Origin of the sequence: Rhizobium indicum, from assembly GCF_005862305.2 — a bacterium.
Classification (GTDB): domain Bacteria; phylum Pseudomonadota; class Alphaproteobacteria; order Rhizobiales; family Rhizobiaceae; genus Rhizobium; species Rhizobium indicum.
Genome location: NZ_CP054021.1, coordinates 3231895 through 3247003 on the forward strand (window position 1 = coordinate 3231895; position 15109 = coordinate 3247003).

Genomic DNA, 15109 nt, shown 5'->3' on the forward strand with positions numbered 1-15109 from the left:
CGGGCGGGTTTCATTGCTGGAAAATCAGCAGCACGTAAGCCAGAAAAAGCACCAGATGGACAGCACCTTGCATGAGATGCGTGCGGCCGCTGGCAAAGGTGATGATGCTAACGGCAAGAGTGAGCAGGAGCATCACCAGATCTCCATGTTCCAGGCCGAGGGTTACCGGGTGCCCGTAAAGACGGCTGATGACAAGCATCGCCGGCACGGTCAGCCCGATCGTCGACAATACCGAACCAAGGAAGATGTTGACGGCGCGCTGAAGATTGTTGGCGATGGATGCACGCACGGCGCTGATTGCCTCGGGCGTCGCCACAAGGATGGCCATGACAACACCGCCAAATGCGGTTGGGGCATGCAGGGTTTCGATAATGTAATCGATCGGCCGCGCAAGCTGTTCGACCAGAAAGACGACGGGACCCATATAGGCGAAAAGCAGAATGGCATGAGGCCAGACCGGCCCGCGGGGAGGAGCATGTTCACCATGATGCTCGTGCCGATTGCTGTCGTCGGCGAAATAGTCCCGATGACGGCCGGCCTGAAGAAACAGAAACGTAGCGTAAAGACCGACCGATATTATACCCAGTATCAGTTGTCTCGATGCGGATGGATGCTGTCCGTCTGGGCCTGCAAGAAATGTCGGCATCACCAGGCTCAGGGTCGCCAGCGGGACGATGACCCCGAGATAGGCGTTGGCGCCCTGCAGGTTATGCTGTTGTTCCGGTCGCCGCCATGCGCCCAGCAGCAAGGACAGGCCGACCATGCCGTTCAGGATGATCATGACGACCGCAAAGAGCGTGTCGCGCGCAAGCGTGGGGTTGTTCTCGCCGTGAAGCATGACGGCGGATATTGCCATCACCTCGATCGAGGTGATGGCGAGCGTCAGAATGAGGGTACCGTAAGGCTCCTTCAACCGCTCCGCCAGGTGATCCGCATGCCGCACGACCGACAGAGCGGAGCCGAGGACGACGGCAAACAGCCAGACGAAAACCACAGTGAACCAAAGGGGATCGGAAAGCTGCCCGAAGAGCTGCTCCTGGAAGGTAAGGAACGCCAGGCTGGTCGCGACGCTGACGCCGAGGAACCATTCCTCGCGCACCAGGCTGGTTGCGCCGACGGCGCGCAATGCCGGACCCTCCGTCATCGAAACCATCCGCCTTCTGGCAAATGCCGCCGCAATGCGATCATCAACACCATGGTGTCCGCCCGCTGTTCTCCTGCCCGTCCCATGAGCAGGCGCAGACGAGGCTGCCTCAAGGCGAACCGAAGCTCAAGCCAGATCGTGTGTCACTGAATAAAACTTGCAGGTCTCTGTCGTGTCATCACCCACTGATCTCGACAAAGTAGCAATCGCGGGCGATCGATCACGCCACGTCTTCCGTTATTCGCGGCCGGTCGCCGGGATTGCCGCGCCGGTGACGACGGCTGCGGCCGGCGAAATCAGGAAGGCGATGAGGCGGGCGATCGATTGCGGCGATACCCAGCCGTCCGTCTTCGCATCGGGCATGGCCGCGCGATTCTCAGGCGTGTCGATCGTCCCGGGCAGGATGCAGTTGGCGGTGATGCGGTCGTCGCGGCATTCGGCAGCGATCGCCTCGGTCAGCCGGATGACGGCGGCTTTCGAGGCGGCGTAAGCGGCCTGCTTGGCGCCGGCCTTCAGGCCGGGCGCGGCAGCGATATGAACGATACGGCCGTAGCCGGCCGCCTTCATGGTCGGGAGAACCGCGGCGCTGATGGTCAGCGCAGTGCGGGCGTTTGCGGTCATCATCGTCTCCCACTGCGCGGGCGCCTCCGGCCCGACCGGCCCCATCTGGAAACCACCGACGGTGTTGACCAATGCGCTCACGCCGCCGAAGCGCTTGACGGCCCGGGCGACAGCGGAGGCACAGGAAGCATAATCGGTGAGATCCGTTCCCGCGATCGACAGAAATTCCGTAGAGGCAGGAAGATCGCCGGCCAAGGCTTCCAGCTCATGGCTCGAACGGTTCATGCAGACGAGTTTTGCGCCGGCATTGGCAAGCTCGCGGACAACGGCGCTGCCGAGGTTGCCGCCGGCTCCGGTGACGATCACGGCTTTCTGGTCTTTCATGACAATCGATCTCCTGACGGTGCCCGCGCTGGACGGTGCCGCGCATTGTTGATCCAGGCTGCGCTGCAGCGCAAGCCCGCCGCCCAAGACAAGGTCAGATGTTTGCGAAACGGCCCGCGGAGCTATCCGCGGGCCGTTCGTCTTTGATCGTCTGCCGGACCAGCTTTCAATGATATTTCTCGCGCTCGCGGCCGAGGATGACAGGCGCGTCGAGGCCGGCGATGGGACGGGTGACATCGGCCGGGATGTCGCCGGTGAGCTGCAGGTCGAGATAGCGAGCGCAGCAGACCCGCAGGAAGGACGTGAAGTTGCCGAGATCGTGGCCTGCATCGATCGATTCATGATGCAGCCGGGTGATCAGCTGGACGACATTCATGCCGTCGCGGCGGGCGATTTCCTCCAGCTTCGACCAGAAGAAATTTTCCAGCCTGACGCTGGTGACCATGCCGTCGATGCGCAGCGACCGGGTGGCGCTTTCCCAGAGCCGAGCATCCGCCTTGATGAACAGTTCACACATATCGTCCTCCCCGGTGCCGCCCTCCTCAGGCGGCGTTGGTTTCGAGCAGTGCTGCGGCATCGAGCACGGCCATGAACTGGCGCAGCCACGACGGATGCGCCGGCCAAGCGGGCGCCGTGACCAGATTGCCGTCCGAGACTGCATCGCTGATAGCGATGTCGGCATAAATGCCGCCAGCAAGTTCGACCTCCGGCCGGCAGGCGGGATAGGCCGAGCAGGTGCGGCCCTTCAAAACGCCGGCTGCGGCGAGCAGTTGTGCGCCATGGCAGATGGCGGCGACGGGTTTTCCTGCGTCGAAGAAGTGCCGGACGAATTTGAGGACGTCGGCATTGAGGCGAAGATATTCGGGCGCGCGGCCGCCGGGGATGACGAGGGCATCGTAATCTTCGGCGCGCACACTGTCGAAAGTGGCGTTCAGCGCGAAATTATGGCCGCGCTTTTCGGAATAGGTCTGGTCGCCTTCGAAATCGTGGATGGCGGTGGCGACGGTCTCGCCAGCGTTCTTGCCGGGGCAGACCGCATGGACCGTATAGCCGCAGGCGAGCAGCGTCTGGAACGGCACCATCGTTTCATAATCTTCGGTGAAATCACCGGTGATCATCAGGATCTTTGAAGCTGGCATCGTTTCCTCCCTTTGAAACCAACTGGCGGAGAGTAGCAAAGAGCTGTGGAGAGCAGGTACTATGGGAATACTACAGGCAAAATTCGTACCCGATAAGGCGACCATTAAATCGCCCTGACCTTCACATCAGGCAATGCGCAAGCCTCGCCGCCGCCGAAGAGGCGGGAACGGGTCAGGAAGCGCTTCTCGCGGCCGTTGTCGAGCGAGAACATGCCGCCGCGGCCGGGCACGACGTCGATGATCAGCTGCGTATGCTTCCACGCCTCGAACTGGCTGGCGCTGATATAAACAGGTACGCCGCCGATCTCGCCGAGCTTGACGTCGCTGTCGCCGATCATGAATTCGTTAGCCGGATAACACATGGGCGAGGAGCCGTAGCAGCAGCCGCCGGACTGGTGGAAGAGGATATCGGGATGATCCCGCTTGATTTCTGCGATCAGATCGAGAGCTGTGTCGGTTGCCAGAACACGCGCTTCGCCGATGACGGTGGTTTCCATCATTCTTCCTCCAAAGTTTCGGGAGGAGAATTCCCCTCCCCAACCCCTCCCCACAAGGGGGAGGGACTTACGATGCCGCTCCGACAGCTCAACTCGTTGAAGTTTCGGCAAGAAGATACGTTTTTGGAGCGAGGCAATTCAACGCGTTGAGCCCCTCCCCCTTGTGGGGAGGGGTTGGGGAGGGGTTTTGACACTCCCTCCCGCCAAGCTAGAAGCTTCTCAGAAGAAGCCAAGCGCTTTCGGGCTGTAGCTCACCAGCATGTTCTTGGTCTGCTGGTAGTGGTCGAGCATCATCTTGTGGGTTTCACGGCCGATGCCCGACTGCTTGTAGCCGCCGAAGGCGGCATGGGCCGGGTAGGCGTGGTAGCAGTTGGTCCAGACGCGGCCGGCCTGGATTTCGCGGCCGAAACGGTAGCAGCGATTGGCGTCTCGGCTCCAGACACCGGCGCCAAGACCGTAGAGCGTGTCGTTGGCGATTTCGAGAGCTTCCTTCTCGTTCTTGAAGGTCGTGACCGAAACCACCGGTCCGAAGATCTCCTCCTGGAACACACGCATCTTGTTGTGACCCTTTAAGATCGTCGGCTTGACATAATAGCCGTTCGCCAGCTCGCCGCCGAGATCGTTGCGCGAGCCACCGGTCAGCACCTCGGCGCCTTCCTGCTTGCCGATGTCGAGATAGGCGAGGATCTTTTCCAGCTGCTCCGTCGAAGCCTGGGCGCCGATCATCGTCGCGGTGTCGAGCGGGTTGCCCTGCTTGATCGCCTCGACGCGCTTGACGGCCTTTTCCATGAAGCGGTCGTAGATCGATTCCTGGACGAGGGCGCGGCTCGGGCAGGTGCAGACTTCGCCCTGGTTGAGGGCAAACATCGCAAAGCCTTCGAGCGCCTTGTCGAGGAAATCGTCATCCTCGGCCATCACATCGGCGAAGAAGATGTTCGGCGATTTGCCGCCGAGTTCCAGCGTCACCGGAATGAGGTTCTGGCTGGCATATTGCATGATCAGCCGACCGGTCGTCGTTTCGCCGGTGAAGGCGATCTTGGCGACGCGCGGGCTGGTCGCCAGCGGCTTGCCGGCTTCGAGGCCGAAACCGTTGACGATGTTAAGTACGCCGGGCGGCAGGAGATCGCCGACGATCTCGGCCCAGAGCAGGATCGAGGCCGGGGTCTGCTCGGCCGGCTTCAGTACGACGCAGTTGCCGGCGGCAAGCGCAGGCGCCAGCTTCCAGGTGGCCATCAGGATCGGGAAGTTCCACGGGATGATCTGACCGACGACGCCGAGCGGCTCATGAAAGTGATAGGCGACGGTATCGTGGTCGATTTCGCCGATCGAACCTTCCTGGGCGCGGATGCAGGAGGCGAAGTAGCGGAAGTGGTCGATTGCCAGCGGAATGTCGGCCGCCATGGTTTCACGGATCGGCTTGCCATTGTCCCAGGTCTCGGCCTGGGCGAGCAATTCAAGCTTGTCTTCCATGCGCTGGGCGATCTTCATGAGGATATTGGAGCGCTCGGCAGCGGAGGTGCGGCCCCACTTTTCCTTTGCCGCATGAGCGGCGTCGAGTGCGAGGTTGATGTCCTTTTCATTGGAGCGGGGAATGTCGCAGAGCTTGCCGCCGGTGACGGGCGTGAGGTTTTCGAAGTATTTTCCCTCGACCGGCTCGCGCCATTCGCCGCCGATATAGTTGCCGTATTTCAGCTTGAATGGCGACTCGACGATTTTCTGATGAAGCATGTCATCCTCCCTTGATGATCCAGGTTCCCAAACGAACCAGTGGGAGGAAAATGAGCATGTTTTGGCGCAGGGACTAGGGTGGGTCTTCCATACCGCAGTGCACAGTGTAGCAGACCTGCGACAGCATCGGGTCACGATTGCTACAGGAGCGGGACCTTTACTCCGATCAGTGGAGATCGAGCTTTTTCATCTTCCTGTGCAGCGTGGCGCGGCTGATGCCGAGCGCGATCGCCGCCTGCGAAACATTGCCGCTGGCGCGCGACAACGCCCGCGAGAGTGCCGCCTTCTCCGCCTCGACGATCTCGTCCTGCTGGGAGACGCCAGCCTCATGCAGGGCATCGGCGGCCGGAATGCCGGCAGCGATGCGCTTGTCGTCCAGCAGCAACGCGACGCGGGCGGCGCGCGTCGCGCCGAGCACCAGATCGTGCCTGTCGACGGCCAGCAGGGCGGCGGCGGAATTGGCGCCGGCCGGGACCATCAGGAAACGAGCGCCGGCAAAGGCCGAGCGGAAAAGGTTGAGCTCGATGCGCATCGCCGCATCGCGCACGGTCTGCGTCACGATCGCTAGCGTCATCTCGTTGACGTCTTCGCGACATGTGGAGATGTCGAGGGCTGCTGCCACCCGCCCACGATGATCGCGGATCGGCGCCGTCGTGCAGCTGAGGCTGGTATTCGAGCTGAAAAAATGCTGATCGCGGAAGATGGCGACGGCACGCTCGTCGGCAAGTGCGGTGCCGATGCCGTTGGTGCCGATGCTGGCCTCGGTCCAGACCGAGCCGGTCCAGAGGCCGAGTTCGCGGAATTCCTTGTCGTCTCCGGCAGCGCCCCGACGCTCCAGCGCGATGCCGTTCTTGTCGGTCAGAAGCAGGCAGCAACCGGCCTTGCCAACGGTGGTAAAGAGACGATCGAGCTCTTCCGTCGCGCTGGCAATCAGCTGTTCGGACTGCTCGCGCGCACGGCGGAATTCATGGTCGGTGAGGCGCAGTGGAGCCCGCTGGTCCTCGGGGGCGAGCTGGTGCATGGTCATGCACCGCCGCCATGAGGCGACAACAGGAGAACTCGCCGCCGCAGAATTGCGCTGGGCAGACGTGTAGACGTGCTCGGCGTGCGCTGAGTGTTCGTGCATCGGCTCCTCCCACCGAATTTCAGCACATTCTGATGGAAAAATGGCTGGTTTGCAATCTGCCGGCGCTGGCGGTCGTCACCGTGCGGCGCTTCCTGACGAAAGTGGCGGAAATCACATTTCGGTGTTTGGGCGGCCAAGGCGTAACAAAAGACCCTCGCTTTCGTAGTTCTTTGCAGAAGCAAGGTTTGCCAGACGAGGAGATCCGACCATGCTGAACAGACGATTGTTGCTGATGGGCGCTGCTTTTGGCGCACTTGTGGTTCGCTCAGGCCTGGCCGGTAAGGCGATCGCCGGCGAGACGTTTGCGGTGACCCACACCGAGGAGGAATGGCGCAAGCTGCTGACGCCGGATCAATATGTCATCCTGCGCCAGGCGGGGACGGAACATCCCTTCACCAGTGCCTTGCTGCATGAGGAGCGAAAGGGCAATTTCGCCTGCGCCGGCTGCGAACAGGACCTTTTTTCCTCGACCACCAAATTCGACAGCGGCACCGGCTGGCCGAGCTTCTGGGCGCCGCTTGAAAATGCCGTCGGCACCACCGGCGACACGACCTTCAGCATGGCACGTACCGCCGTGCACTGCAGCCGTTGCGGCGGTCACCTCGGCCATGTCTTCGATGACGGCCCGAAGCCAACCGGGCTTCGCTACTGCATGAATGGGCTCGCCATGACATTCCGTCCGACTTCGGCCTGATCGAGGGATGATCTCACTCGGTGCTGATGACTGCCAGCGTCTAGTGTTGCAACCAGGCTTCTATGCCGCGGGCCGCCGCCCGGCCGGTCGCCAGGCAGGCGGTGAGGAGGTAGCCGCCGGTCGGCGCCTCCCAGTCGAGCATTTCGCCGGCAACGAAGGTGCCCGGCAGCGCCTTCAACATGAAGTTTTCGTCGATGCCGCTCCAGCGGATGCCGCCGGCCGAGGAGATCGCCTCGCCGATCGGCCGGGTTTCGATCACCGGCACCGGCAGGGCCTTGATCATGCCGGCGAGACGCTCCGGATCGGTTCGGTCGCGCTCGGGAGCGAGTTCGCGCAGCAGCGCCGCTTTGACGCCGTCGAGGCCGGCGCCCTTGCGCAGGCGGTTTGAAAAGCTCGACTTGGCATCCTGCCGCGCAAGGTCGCGGCTCAGCCTCTCGATGGTGCGGCCGGGTGTGAGGTCGAGCGTCAGGACGGCGCTGCCATGGTTCAGCAGCCGGTCGCGCAACGCGGCCGTATGGGTATAGACGAGGCTGCCTTCGATGCCGCTGCCGGTGATGACGAATTCGCCGGGAAAAGTGCCGGCCTCGGACGTGGCGGTGACTGATTTTACCGGCTCGCCGGCGAAACGCTCGCTGAAGTTCCCGCGCCAGCCGACCACGAAGCCGCAATTGGCGGGTTGAAAAGTGGCAATTTCCACACCCCTGCCGACCAGCCAAGGCACCCAGGCAGCATCGGAGCCGAGGCGCGGCCAGCTTGCGCCGCCGAGCGCGAGCAAGGCTGCGTTGCAATGGACGATGCTGCGCCCTTCGGGCGTTTCGAAAGCATAGCCGTTTTCGGCAAAACCGGCCCAGCGGTGGCGGGTGCGCAGCGTGACGCCCTGCGCCTCCAGCCGCCTGAGCCAGGCGCGCAGCAAAGGCGAAGCCTTCATCACCTTCGGGAAAACCCGGCCGGACGAGCCGACGAAGGTGTCGGTGCCGAGCCCTGCTGCCCAATCCCTGATGTCATCAGGGGTAAAGGCATCAAGAGCGGTTTGCAGGCGGGCGAAAGCCGCGCCGAAGCGCGTGATGAAGCGGGCGTAATCCTCGGAATGGGTGATGTTGAGACCGGATTTGCCGGCCAGCAGGAACTTGCGGGCAAAGGTCGGCATGGCGTCATAGACGGTCACCGCATGACCGGAACGGGAAAGCAGTTCGGCAGCCGCGAGACCCGCCGGGCCGCCGCCGATGATTGCAATCTGCTTCTGGTTCATTGATGTCTCGCCCGATTCTGTCTGCATGCAGTTTTGGCGCGGGCTCGGATTGCCTGCAAGGGCAGGGATTAGAGCAATTCCAGGAAAAGTGTGAAGCGGTTTTCCGTCCGGAATTGCGGGAAAACAAAGAGATAGAGCATTTTCGTGATTCGAAGAAAAACGGAAATGCTCTAGTGGTGCGGATGCGTGCACTGGCCGTGGTCGGCTAGCACCTCGATGACGCGGCATTGGTCGACGCGGCCGTGGCCGCAGCCTTCCACCATGATTTCCAGCTCGGCCTTCAGCGCCATCAGGCTGCGGATGCGCTGCTCGACCTCGATGAGGCGGGCCTTGGCGATGGCGTCGGCCGAGGCGCAGGACTGGTGCGGATCGTCCTGCAGGGTGAGCAGCGTGCGGATCGCCTCGATCTCGAAGCCGAGCTCGCGGGCGTGGCGGATGAAGGCGAGGCGGCTGATATCGGCGGGTTCGAAGGAGCGCTGATTGCTCTCGCTGCGGCTCGGCGCTGCGAGCAGGCCGATGCTCTCATAATAGCGGACCGTCGGCACCTTGACGCCGCTTTGGCGGGCGGCTTCACCGATCGTGATCTTTTTCATGATTTTCCTCTTGCACCTCTAGTCGCTAGAGGATGTAGGAGGGATGCTTCTATTTGACAAGGAAGCGGATCATGGCTGAGAGCGAGACACGATACCGGGTTGGCGGCATGGATTGCGCCTCCTGCGCAACCAAGATCGATACGGCGGTCAGACGCTTGGCGGGTGTCGCCGATGTTTCCGTTTCGGTGATGGCGGGCACGATGACCGTGCGGCACGATGGCAGCAGTGATCTCAAGGCGATCGAGAAGAAGGTGACCGGGCTCGGCTATTCCGTCGCGCCGCTTGCTGGAAGTGCTGCGCCTGCGCATGCGAGCCCACAGAATCGTCAGGACCACGGACATGATCACGGCGATCACGCGGGCCATGACCACGACCATGAAGGGCACGATCATGCAGGCCATAGCCATGACCATGACCATTCTCACGATCACGGCGAGCAGGAAATCGAGGGGTTGCACGGGCACGACCATGCGCCAATGGCCGGTCCCTGGTGGCAAAGCAGGAAGGGCCGGCTGACCATCCTTTCGGGGGCGGCACTCGTTGCCGCCTATGCCGTCGGCCATCTCGTGCCGGCGATTGCATCCTATGCCTTCATCGTCGCCATGCTGATCGGGCTGGTGCCGATCGCTCGGCGCGCCATCATGGCCGCCTTCTCAGGCACACCGTTTTCGATCGAGATGCTGATGACGATCGCCGCCGTCGGCGCCGTCATCATCAATGCCGGCGAAGAGGCGGCAACTGTCGTGTTTCTGTTCCTCGTCGGCGAGCTGCTGGAAGGGGTGGCAGCGGGCAAGGCGCGGGAAAGCATCCAGTCGCTGACGGGTCTGGTGCCGAAGAACGCGCTGCTCGAAGACAATGGCCAGACACGGGAGGTGGCGGCGGAAAGCCTTTCGGTCGGTGCCATCATCATGGTTCGTCCTGGCGATCGGATCTCGGCGGACGGCATTATCATTTCAGGCGAGAGCGCGATCGATGAGGCGCCGGTGACGGGCGAGAGCACGCCGGTACGCAAGGGCATTGATGCCGTCGTTTTTGCCGGCACGGTGAATGGCGATGCGGTGCTCAGGGTTCGCGTCACGGCGGCTGCCGCCGACAATACCATCGCCCGCGTCGTCAAGCTGGTGGAGGAAGCTCAGGAATCGAAGGCGCCGACCGAACGCTTCATCGATCGGTTCTCGCGCTATTACACACCCGGCGTGGTCGTGGTCGCAGCGCTGGTCGCGGTCGTTCCGCCGCTGCTGTTTGCTGGGCCGTGGGGCGAATGGGTCTATAAGGGCCTTGCGATCCTTTTGATCGGCTGCCCCTGCGCGCTCGTCATCTCGACGCCGGCGGCGATCGCCGCCTCGCTTTCATCCGGTGCGCGGCGCGGGCTGCTGATGAAGGGCGGCGCGGTGCTGGAAACGCTCGGCAAGGTGACGATGGTCGCCTTCGACAAAACAGGCACGCTGACGGAAGGCAAGCCGCAGGTGACTGACATCATTTCCTTTGGCCTGAGCGAGGCGCAGGTGCTGTCGCGCGCGGCGGTGCTGGAGCAGGGTTCCAGCCATCCGCTGGCGCTGGCGATCCTCAACCGCGCCAAGGCGGACGGCGTTCCCGTGCCGCCGGCCTTCGAGCTGGAAGCGCTGCCGGGCAAGGGTGTCAGCGGCAAAGTCGGCGGCGAGGCGCTGGATCTGCTGTCGCCGCCCGCCGCCCGCGAGCGCGGAACGCTCGGCGCGGAACAGGATGCACGCATTACGGCGCTGAACGACGAGGGCAAGAGCGTGTCGGTGCTGCTCGTCAACGGTGTTGCGGTCGGCCTGATCGCCATGCGCGACGAGCCGCGCGAGGATGCCGAGGCCGGGCTCGCTGCCCTCAAATCAGCAGGCGTCAAGGCGATAATGTTGACGGGCGACAACAAGCGGACGGCAGCAGCCGTTGCCGGCATGCTCGGCATCGACTGGCGCGGTGAGATGATGCCGGAAGACAAGCAGCGGGTCGTCGGCGAATTGAAGCGCCAGGGCTTCGTCGTCGCCAAGGTCGGCGACGGCATCAACGATGCTCCGGCCCTGGCGGCGGCCGATATCGGCATTGCTATGGGTGGCGGCACCGATGTGGCGCTGGAGACGGCGGATGCCGCCGTGCTGCACGGACGCGTCGGCGACGTGGCGCGGATGATCGAACTTTCCAAGCGAACGATGCGCAACATCCTGCAGAACATCACTATCGCACTCGGGCTGAAGGCGGTGTTTCTGGTGACGACGATCGCCGGCATCACCGGGCTCTGGCCAGCGATCCTCGCCGATACCGGCGCCACCGTGCTGGTGACGATCAATGCGCTGCGGCTGCTTCGAATAAAGATATGAACATTCCTGGACGTCATCCCTCCGGCGCTCATCACCGGTGGGATCTCCCGTCAACGATTCGGGCCCGATCTCGAATCGAAAATCGCGGGACCGGCCATAGATTGGCTCTCCTCATCGGGACTTTCTCCACAGCCTGCTTTCTTTAAGCGTTGGTTAGCCATGTTTTTCACAGGAACGTAGCGATTTCAAACCTGTCGTAACGCAATGCACAAACCATCCGTTGACGCGAATTTGGATTGGCGTACTATATCTAGTGTTCGAGGTTCCCTCGATTCGTGAGGATCGACGGCTAAGACGGGAATTCGGTGCGCTTCGCCATCATGGCGCGGCAATGCCGGAGCTGCCCCCGCAACTGTAAGCGGCGAGCAACTGTCCGATTTCAGGTCACTGGAGCATGATGCTCCGGGAAGGCTGGGGCAGGGTGCTTTGACCCGTGAGCCAGGAGACCTGCCTCGAACGAAACGTCCACGGGCGGGGTGTCCGGAAGGTCGCGTTGCATGGCTGCGGGGAATCTCCGCGTCGCGTTTCGCAGGCCCGAACCTCCGCCCCTGAAACCTTCGTATTGAGCCACTTCGGGGTGAAGTCATGTCAGTATCTCAGTTCAGGCCGCCACCCGTTAGAGGTAGAGGGCGGAGTACGCCCAGCGGCTAAACAGCCGCATAGCTCAAATCATCAGAGAATTTTTCGACGGATATCGACAGATTTCCGATCGATGTCCTGCGCCCAATTGCATCGTCACGAGGAATATCATGACCATTACCGTCTACAGCAAGCCTGCCTGCGTCCAGTGCACTGCCACCTACCGCGCCCTCGACCGGTTGGGTGTCGATTATGACATCGTCGATATCTCGCAGGATGCCGAAGCGCTCGATCGCGTCCGCAGCCTCGGCTACATGCAGGCGCCCGTCGTCATCGCCGGCGAGCAGCATTGGGCGGGCTTCCGTCCCGACATGATCAGCGCGCTCTCTTGACGTGAGGACAAGCGATGGGCCTGATCGTCTATTATTCCAGCCGATCCGAGAACACCCATCGGTTCGTCGTCAAGCTCGGACTGCGCGCGGCGCGCATTCCGCCAGGTGGCGCAGACGCATTCCATATCCGCGAACCCTTCGTGCTGATCGTGCCGACCTATAGCGGCGACGGCGGCAAGGGCGCCGTTCCCAAGCAGGTGATCCGTTTCCTCAACGATGCGGAAAACCGCGGACACATCCGCGGCGTAATCGCCGCGGGCAATAGCAATTTCGGCGAGACATACGGGCTCGCCGGCAACGTGGTCTCGCAGAAATGCCAGGTGCCGTACCTTTACCGGTTCGAGCTCATGGGCACCGAAGACGACGTCGCCAAGGTCAAACACGGAATGGAACGATTTTGGACACGGGAACAAACCTGACGCGGGATGCGGGCGCAAAACCGCATCACACTATTGCTCAGCCCGCCGGGGAGAGGCCGTCGAAGGCAGCCGAAACCCTCGACTATCACGCGCTGAACGCGATGCTGAACCTCTATGACGATGAGGGGCGGATCCAGCTCGACAAGGATCGAATGGCTGCCAAGCAATATTTCCTGCAGCATGTAAACCAGAACACGGTGTTCTTCCACAATCTGAGGGAAAAGCTCGATTACCTCGTGACCGAGGGTTATTACGAGCAGGAGGTTCTCGACCAGTATTCCTTCAATTTCGTGCGGGATCTGTTCGACCAAGCCTATGCCAAGAAATTTCGTTTCCCAACCTTCCTCGGCGCCTTCAAATATTACACCAGCTATACGCTGAAGACCTTCGACGGAAAGCGCTATCTCGAGCGCTATGAGGACCGCATCTGCATGGTGGCTCTGGCCTTGGCGCGCGGCGACGAGGCCCTTGCCCGCGACATGGTCGACGAGATCATTTCCGGCCGCTTCCAGCCGGCAACGCCGACCTTCCTCAACGCCGGCAAGAAGCAGCGCGGCGAACTGGTTTCCTGCTTCCTGCTGCGCGTCGAGGACAATATGGAATCGATCGGTCGGTCGATCAATTCGGCGCTGCAATTGTCGAAGCGCGGCGGCGGCGTGGCGCTGTCGCTGACGAATATCCGCGAGGCAGGCGCGCCGATCAAGCATATCGAGAACCAGTCCTCAGGCATCATCCCTGTCATGAAGCTGCTCGAAGATAGCTTCTCCTACGCCAACCAGCTCGGCGCGCGGCAGGGGGCAGGTGCGGTCTATCTCAACGCCCACCACCCCGACATCATGCGCTTCCTCGACACCAAGCGCGAAAATGCCGACGAGAAGATCCGCATCAAGACGCTGTCGCTCGGCGTCGTCGTGCCCGATATCACCTTCGAGCTAGCCAAGAACAACGAGGATATGTATCTTTTCTCGCCCTATGACGTGGAGCGCGTCTATGGCGTACCCTTCACCGAGATTTCGGTGACGGAAAAGTACCGCGAGATGGCTGATGATGCCCGCATCTCCAAGAAGAAGATCAAGGCGCGCGAATTCTTTCAGGTGCTTGCCGAAATCCAGTTCGAGAGCGGCTACCCCTACATCATGTTCGAGGACACGGTGAACCGGGCGAACCCGATCGCCGGGCGTATTTCGATGAGCAATCTCTGCTCGGAGATCCTGCAGGTGAGCGAGGCGAGCGAATATAATGACGACCTTTCCTACAAACATCTCGGCAAGGATATTTCCTGCAATCTCGGCTCGCTGAATATCGCGGCGGCAATGGATTCGGCCGATTTCGGCAAGACGATCGAGACCTCGATCCGGGCGCTGACGGCCGTTTCCGACATGAGTCACATTTCCTCGGTTCCCTCGATCGAGAAGGGCAATGACGAGAGCCATGCGATCGGCCTCGGCCAGATGAACCTGCACGGCTATCTCGCTCGTGAACGCATCTTCTACGGCTCCGAGGAAGGCGTCGACTTCACCAACATCTATTTCTACACGGTGACCTATCACGCGATCCGCGCCTCGAACCTTTTGGCGGTCGAACGCGGCGCGAGCTTCAAGGGCTTCGAGAACTCGAAATATGCCTCCGGCGAATATTTCGACAAATATACCGACCGGCCCTGGGAGCCGGCGACGGAAAAGGTGAAGGCACTGTTCGAGACGGCGGGCATCCACATTCCGACGCAGGAAGATTGGGCGGCACTGAAGAAGGCGGTGATGGCTTCCGGCCTCTATAACCAGAACCTGCAGGCGGTGCCGCCGACAGGGTCGATCTCCTACATCAACCACTCGACCTCCTCGATCCATCCGATCGTCTCGAAGATCGAGATCCGCAAGGAAGGCAAGATCGGCCGCGTCTATTATCCGGCGCCGTTCATGACCAACGACAATCTCGACTATTATCAGGATGCCTACGAGATCGGGCCGGAGAAGATCATCGACACCTATGCGGCGGCGACCCAGCATGTCGACCAGGGCCTGTCGCTGACCTTGTTCTTCCGCGACACGGCAACGACGCGCGACATCAACAAGGCGCAGATCCATGCCTGGAAGAAGGGCATCAAGACGATCTACTACATCCGCCTTCGCCAGATGGCGCTGTCCGGCACCGAGGTGCAGGGCTGCGTGTCTTGTACGCTGTAATTTGATATTTCGCTCCGGAGCATTTGCCCCTCACCCTAACCCTCTTCCCGTCTGACGGGGAGAGGGGACTTGGTTGGGG

The 15109-nt window shown here is 61.7% G+C and carries 14 protein-coding genes and 1 riboswitch; of the genes, 5 read left to right on the forward strand and 9 right to left on the reverse strand.

The features are described 5' to 3' along the window. Positions 1 to 10 precede the first annotated feature (10 nt). The 7 genes from FFM53_RS15810 to FFM53_RS15840 form a co-directional block, all read right to left on the reverse strand. Positions 11 to 1144 (reverse strand): calcium:cation antiporter, encoded by a 1134-nt coding sequence (locus tag FFM53_RS15810; RefSeq protein WP_138334963.1) that lies wholly within the window; start codon positions 1142 to 1144, stop codon positions 11 to 13. A 237-nt stretch (positions 1145 to 1381) separates the two neighbouring features. Further along, complete coding sequence (locus FFM53_RS15815) at positions 1382 to 2089, reverse strand: SDR family NAD(P)-dependent oxidoreductase (protein ID WP_138391151.1); 708 nt, start codon at positions 2087 to 2089, stop codon at positions 1382 to 1384. A 166-nt stretch (positions 2090 to 2255) separates the two neighbouring features. Then, positions 2256 to 2606, reverse strand: coding sequence for a ribbon-helix-helix domain-containing protein (locus FFM53_RS15820; RefSeq protein WP_138334965.1), 351 nt, complete (start codon positions 2604 to 2606; stop codon positions 2256 to 2258). Between the two features lie 25 nt (positions 2607 to 2631). Next, entirely contained in the window at positions 2632 to 3228 is a 597-nt protein-coding gene (locus FFM53_RS15825) for a DJ-1/PfpI family protein (protein ID WP_113548574.1), read from the reverse strand. A gap of 104 nt (positions 3229 to 3332) precedes the next feature. Further along, the gene (locus FFM53_RS15830) at positions 3333 to 3725 is read right to left on the reverse strand and encodes a DUF779 domain-containing protein (protein ID WP_138391165.1); all 393 of its coding nucleotides are present in this window, start codon (positions 3723 to 3725) and stop codon (positions 3333 to 3335) included. Positions 3726 to 3944: 219 nt separating this feature from the next. Beyond that, entirely contained in the window at positions 3945 to 5453 is a 1509-nt protein-coding gene (adh, locus tag FFM53_RS15835; protein ID WP_138391150.1) for an aldehyde dehydrogenase, read from the reverse strand. Between the two features lie 166 nt (positions 5454 to 5619). Beyond that, positions 5620 to 6579, reverse strand: coding sequence for a helix-turn-helix domain-containing protein (locus tag FFM53_RS15840; protein ID WP_138391149.1), 960 nt, complete (start codon positions 6577 to 6579; stop codon positions 5620 to 5622). Between the two features lie 208 nt (positions 6580 to 6787). Here FFM53_RS15840 and msrB point away from each other — a divergent pair, with 208 nt between their 5' ends. Then, positions 6788 to 7273 (forward strand): peptide-methionine (R)-S-oxide reductase MsrB, encoded by a 486-nt coding sequence (msrB, locus tag FFM53_RS15845; protein WP_138391148.1) that lies wholly within the window; start codon positions 6788 to 6790, stop codon positions 7271 to 7273. Positions 7274 to 7313: 40 nt separating this feature from the next. Here msrB and FFM53_RS15850 read toward each other — a convergent pair whose 3' ends face one another. Both FFM53_RS15850 and FFM53_RS15855 read right to left on the reverse strand, forming a co-directional pair. Next, positions 7314 to 8522 carry a TIGR03862 family flavoprotein gene (locus FFM53_RS15850; protein ID WP_138391164.1) on the reverse strand — a complete coding sequence of 403 codons (1209 nt, stop codon included), beginning with the start codon at positions 8520 to 8522 and terminating at the stop codon, positions 7314 to 7316. A 170-nt stretch (positions 8523 to 8692) separates the two neighbouring features. After that, complete coding sequence (locus FFM53_RS15855; protein ID WP_138391147.1) at positions 8693 to 9115, reverse strand: MerR family transcriptional regulator; 423 nt, start codon at positions 9113 to 9115, stop codon at positions 8693 to 8695. Between the two features lie 71 nt (positions 9116 to 9186). Here FFM53_RS15855 and FFM53_RS15860 point away from each other — a divergent pair, with 71 nt between their 5' ends. From FFM53_RS15860 to nrdE, 4 genes are all read left to right on the forward strand, one after another. After that, entirely contained in the window at positions 9187 to 11457 is a 2271-nt protein-coding gene (locus FFM53_RS15860) for a heavy metal translocating P-type ATPase (protein ID WP_138391146.1), read from the forward strand. 243 nt (positions 11458 to 11700) lie between these two features. Beyond that, positions 11701 to 11926, forward strand: a riboswitch (cobalamin riboswitch). Between the two features lie 280 nt (positions 11927 to 12206). Beyond that, positions 12207 to 12428 carry a glutaredoxin-like protein NrdH gene (nrdH, locus tag FFM53_RS15865; RefSeq protein WP_018243700.1) on the forward strand — a complete coding sequence of 74 codons (222 nt, stop codon included), beginning with the start codon at positions 12207 to 12209 and terminating at the stop codon, positions 12426 to 12428. A 14-nt stretch (positions 12429 to 12442) separates the two neighbouring features. Beyond that, a complete protein-coding gene (gene nrdI, locus FFM53_RS15870) occupies positions 12443 to 12847 on the forward strand; it encodes a class Ib ribonucleoside-diphosphate reductase assembly flavoprotein NrdI (RefSeq protein ID WP_138334974.1) in 405 nt (134 codons plus the stop codon). Then, positions 12826 to 15030: a class 1b ribonucleoside-diphosphate reductase subunit alpha gene (gene nrdE / locus FFM53_RS15875; protein ID WP_138391145.1), complete on the forward strand. Its 2205-nt coding sequence runs from the start codon at positions 12826 to 12828 to the stop codon at positions 15028 to 15030. The genes nrdI and nrdE overlap by 22 nt, the downstream gene beginning before the upstream one ends. The last annotated feature ends 79 nt before the right edge of the window (positions 15031 to 15109 follow it).

What these genes read in the sequence shown, in the direction of transcription:
- nrdH (WP_018243700.1), top strand. Translation starts at nt 12,207, where the DNA reads ATGACCATTACCGTCTACAGCAAGCCTGCCTGCGTCCAGTGCACTGCC.
- FFM53_RS15860 (WP_138391146.1), top strand. Translation starts at nt 9,187, where the DNA reads ATGGCTGAGAGCGAGACACGATACCGGGTTGGCGGCATGGATTGCGCC.
- FFM53_RS15810 (WP_138334963.1), bottom strand. Translation starts at nt 1,144, where the DNA reads ATGACGGAGGGTCCGGCATTGCGCGCCGTCGGCGCAACCAGCCTGGTG.
- msrB (WP_138391148.1), top strand. Translation starts at nt 6,788, where the DNA reads ATGCTGAACAGACGATTGTTGCTGATGGGCGCTGCTTTTGGCGCACTT.
- FFM53_RS15825 (WP_113548574.1), bottom strand. Translation starts at nt 3,228, where the DNA reads ATGCCAGCTTCAAAGATCCTGATGATCACCGGTGATTTCACCGAAGAT.
- nrdI (WP_138334974.1), top strand. Translation starts at nt 12,443, where the DNA reads ATGGGCCTGATCGTCTATTATTCCAGCCGATCCGAGAACACCCATCGG.
- adh (WP_138391150.1), bottom strand. Translation starts at nt 5,453, where the DNA reads ATGCTTCATCAGAAAATCGTCGAGTCGCCATTCAAGCTGAAATACGGC.
- FFM53_RS15830 (WP_138391165.1), bottom strand. Translation starts at nt 3,725, where the DNA reads ATGGAAACCACCGTCATCGGCGAAGCGCGTGTTCTGGCAACCGACACA.
- FFM53_RS15840 (WP_138391149.1), bottom strand. Translation starts at nt 6,579, where the DNA reads ATGCACGAACACTCAGCGCACGCCGAGCACGTCTACACGTCTGCCCAG.
- FFM53_RS15815 (WP_138391151.1), bottom strand. Translation starts at nt 2,089, where the DNA reads ATGAAAGACCAGAAAGCCGTGATCGTCACCGGAGCCGGCGGCAACCTC.
- FFM53_RS15855 (WP_138391147.1), bottom strand. Translation starts at nt 9,115, where the DNA reads ATGAAAAAGATCACGATCGGTGAAGCCGCCCGCCAAAGCGGCGTCAAG.
- FFM53_RS15850 (WP_138391164.1), bottom strand. Translation starts at nt 8,522, where the DNA reads ATGAACCAGAAGCAGATTGCAATCATCGGCGGCGGCCCGGCGGGTCTC.
- FFM53_RS15820 (WP_138334965.1), bottom strand. Translation starts at nt 2,606, where the DNA reads ATGTGTGAACTGTTCATCAAGGCGGATGCTCGGCTCTGGGAAAGCGCC.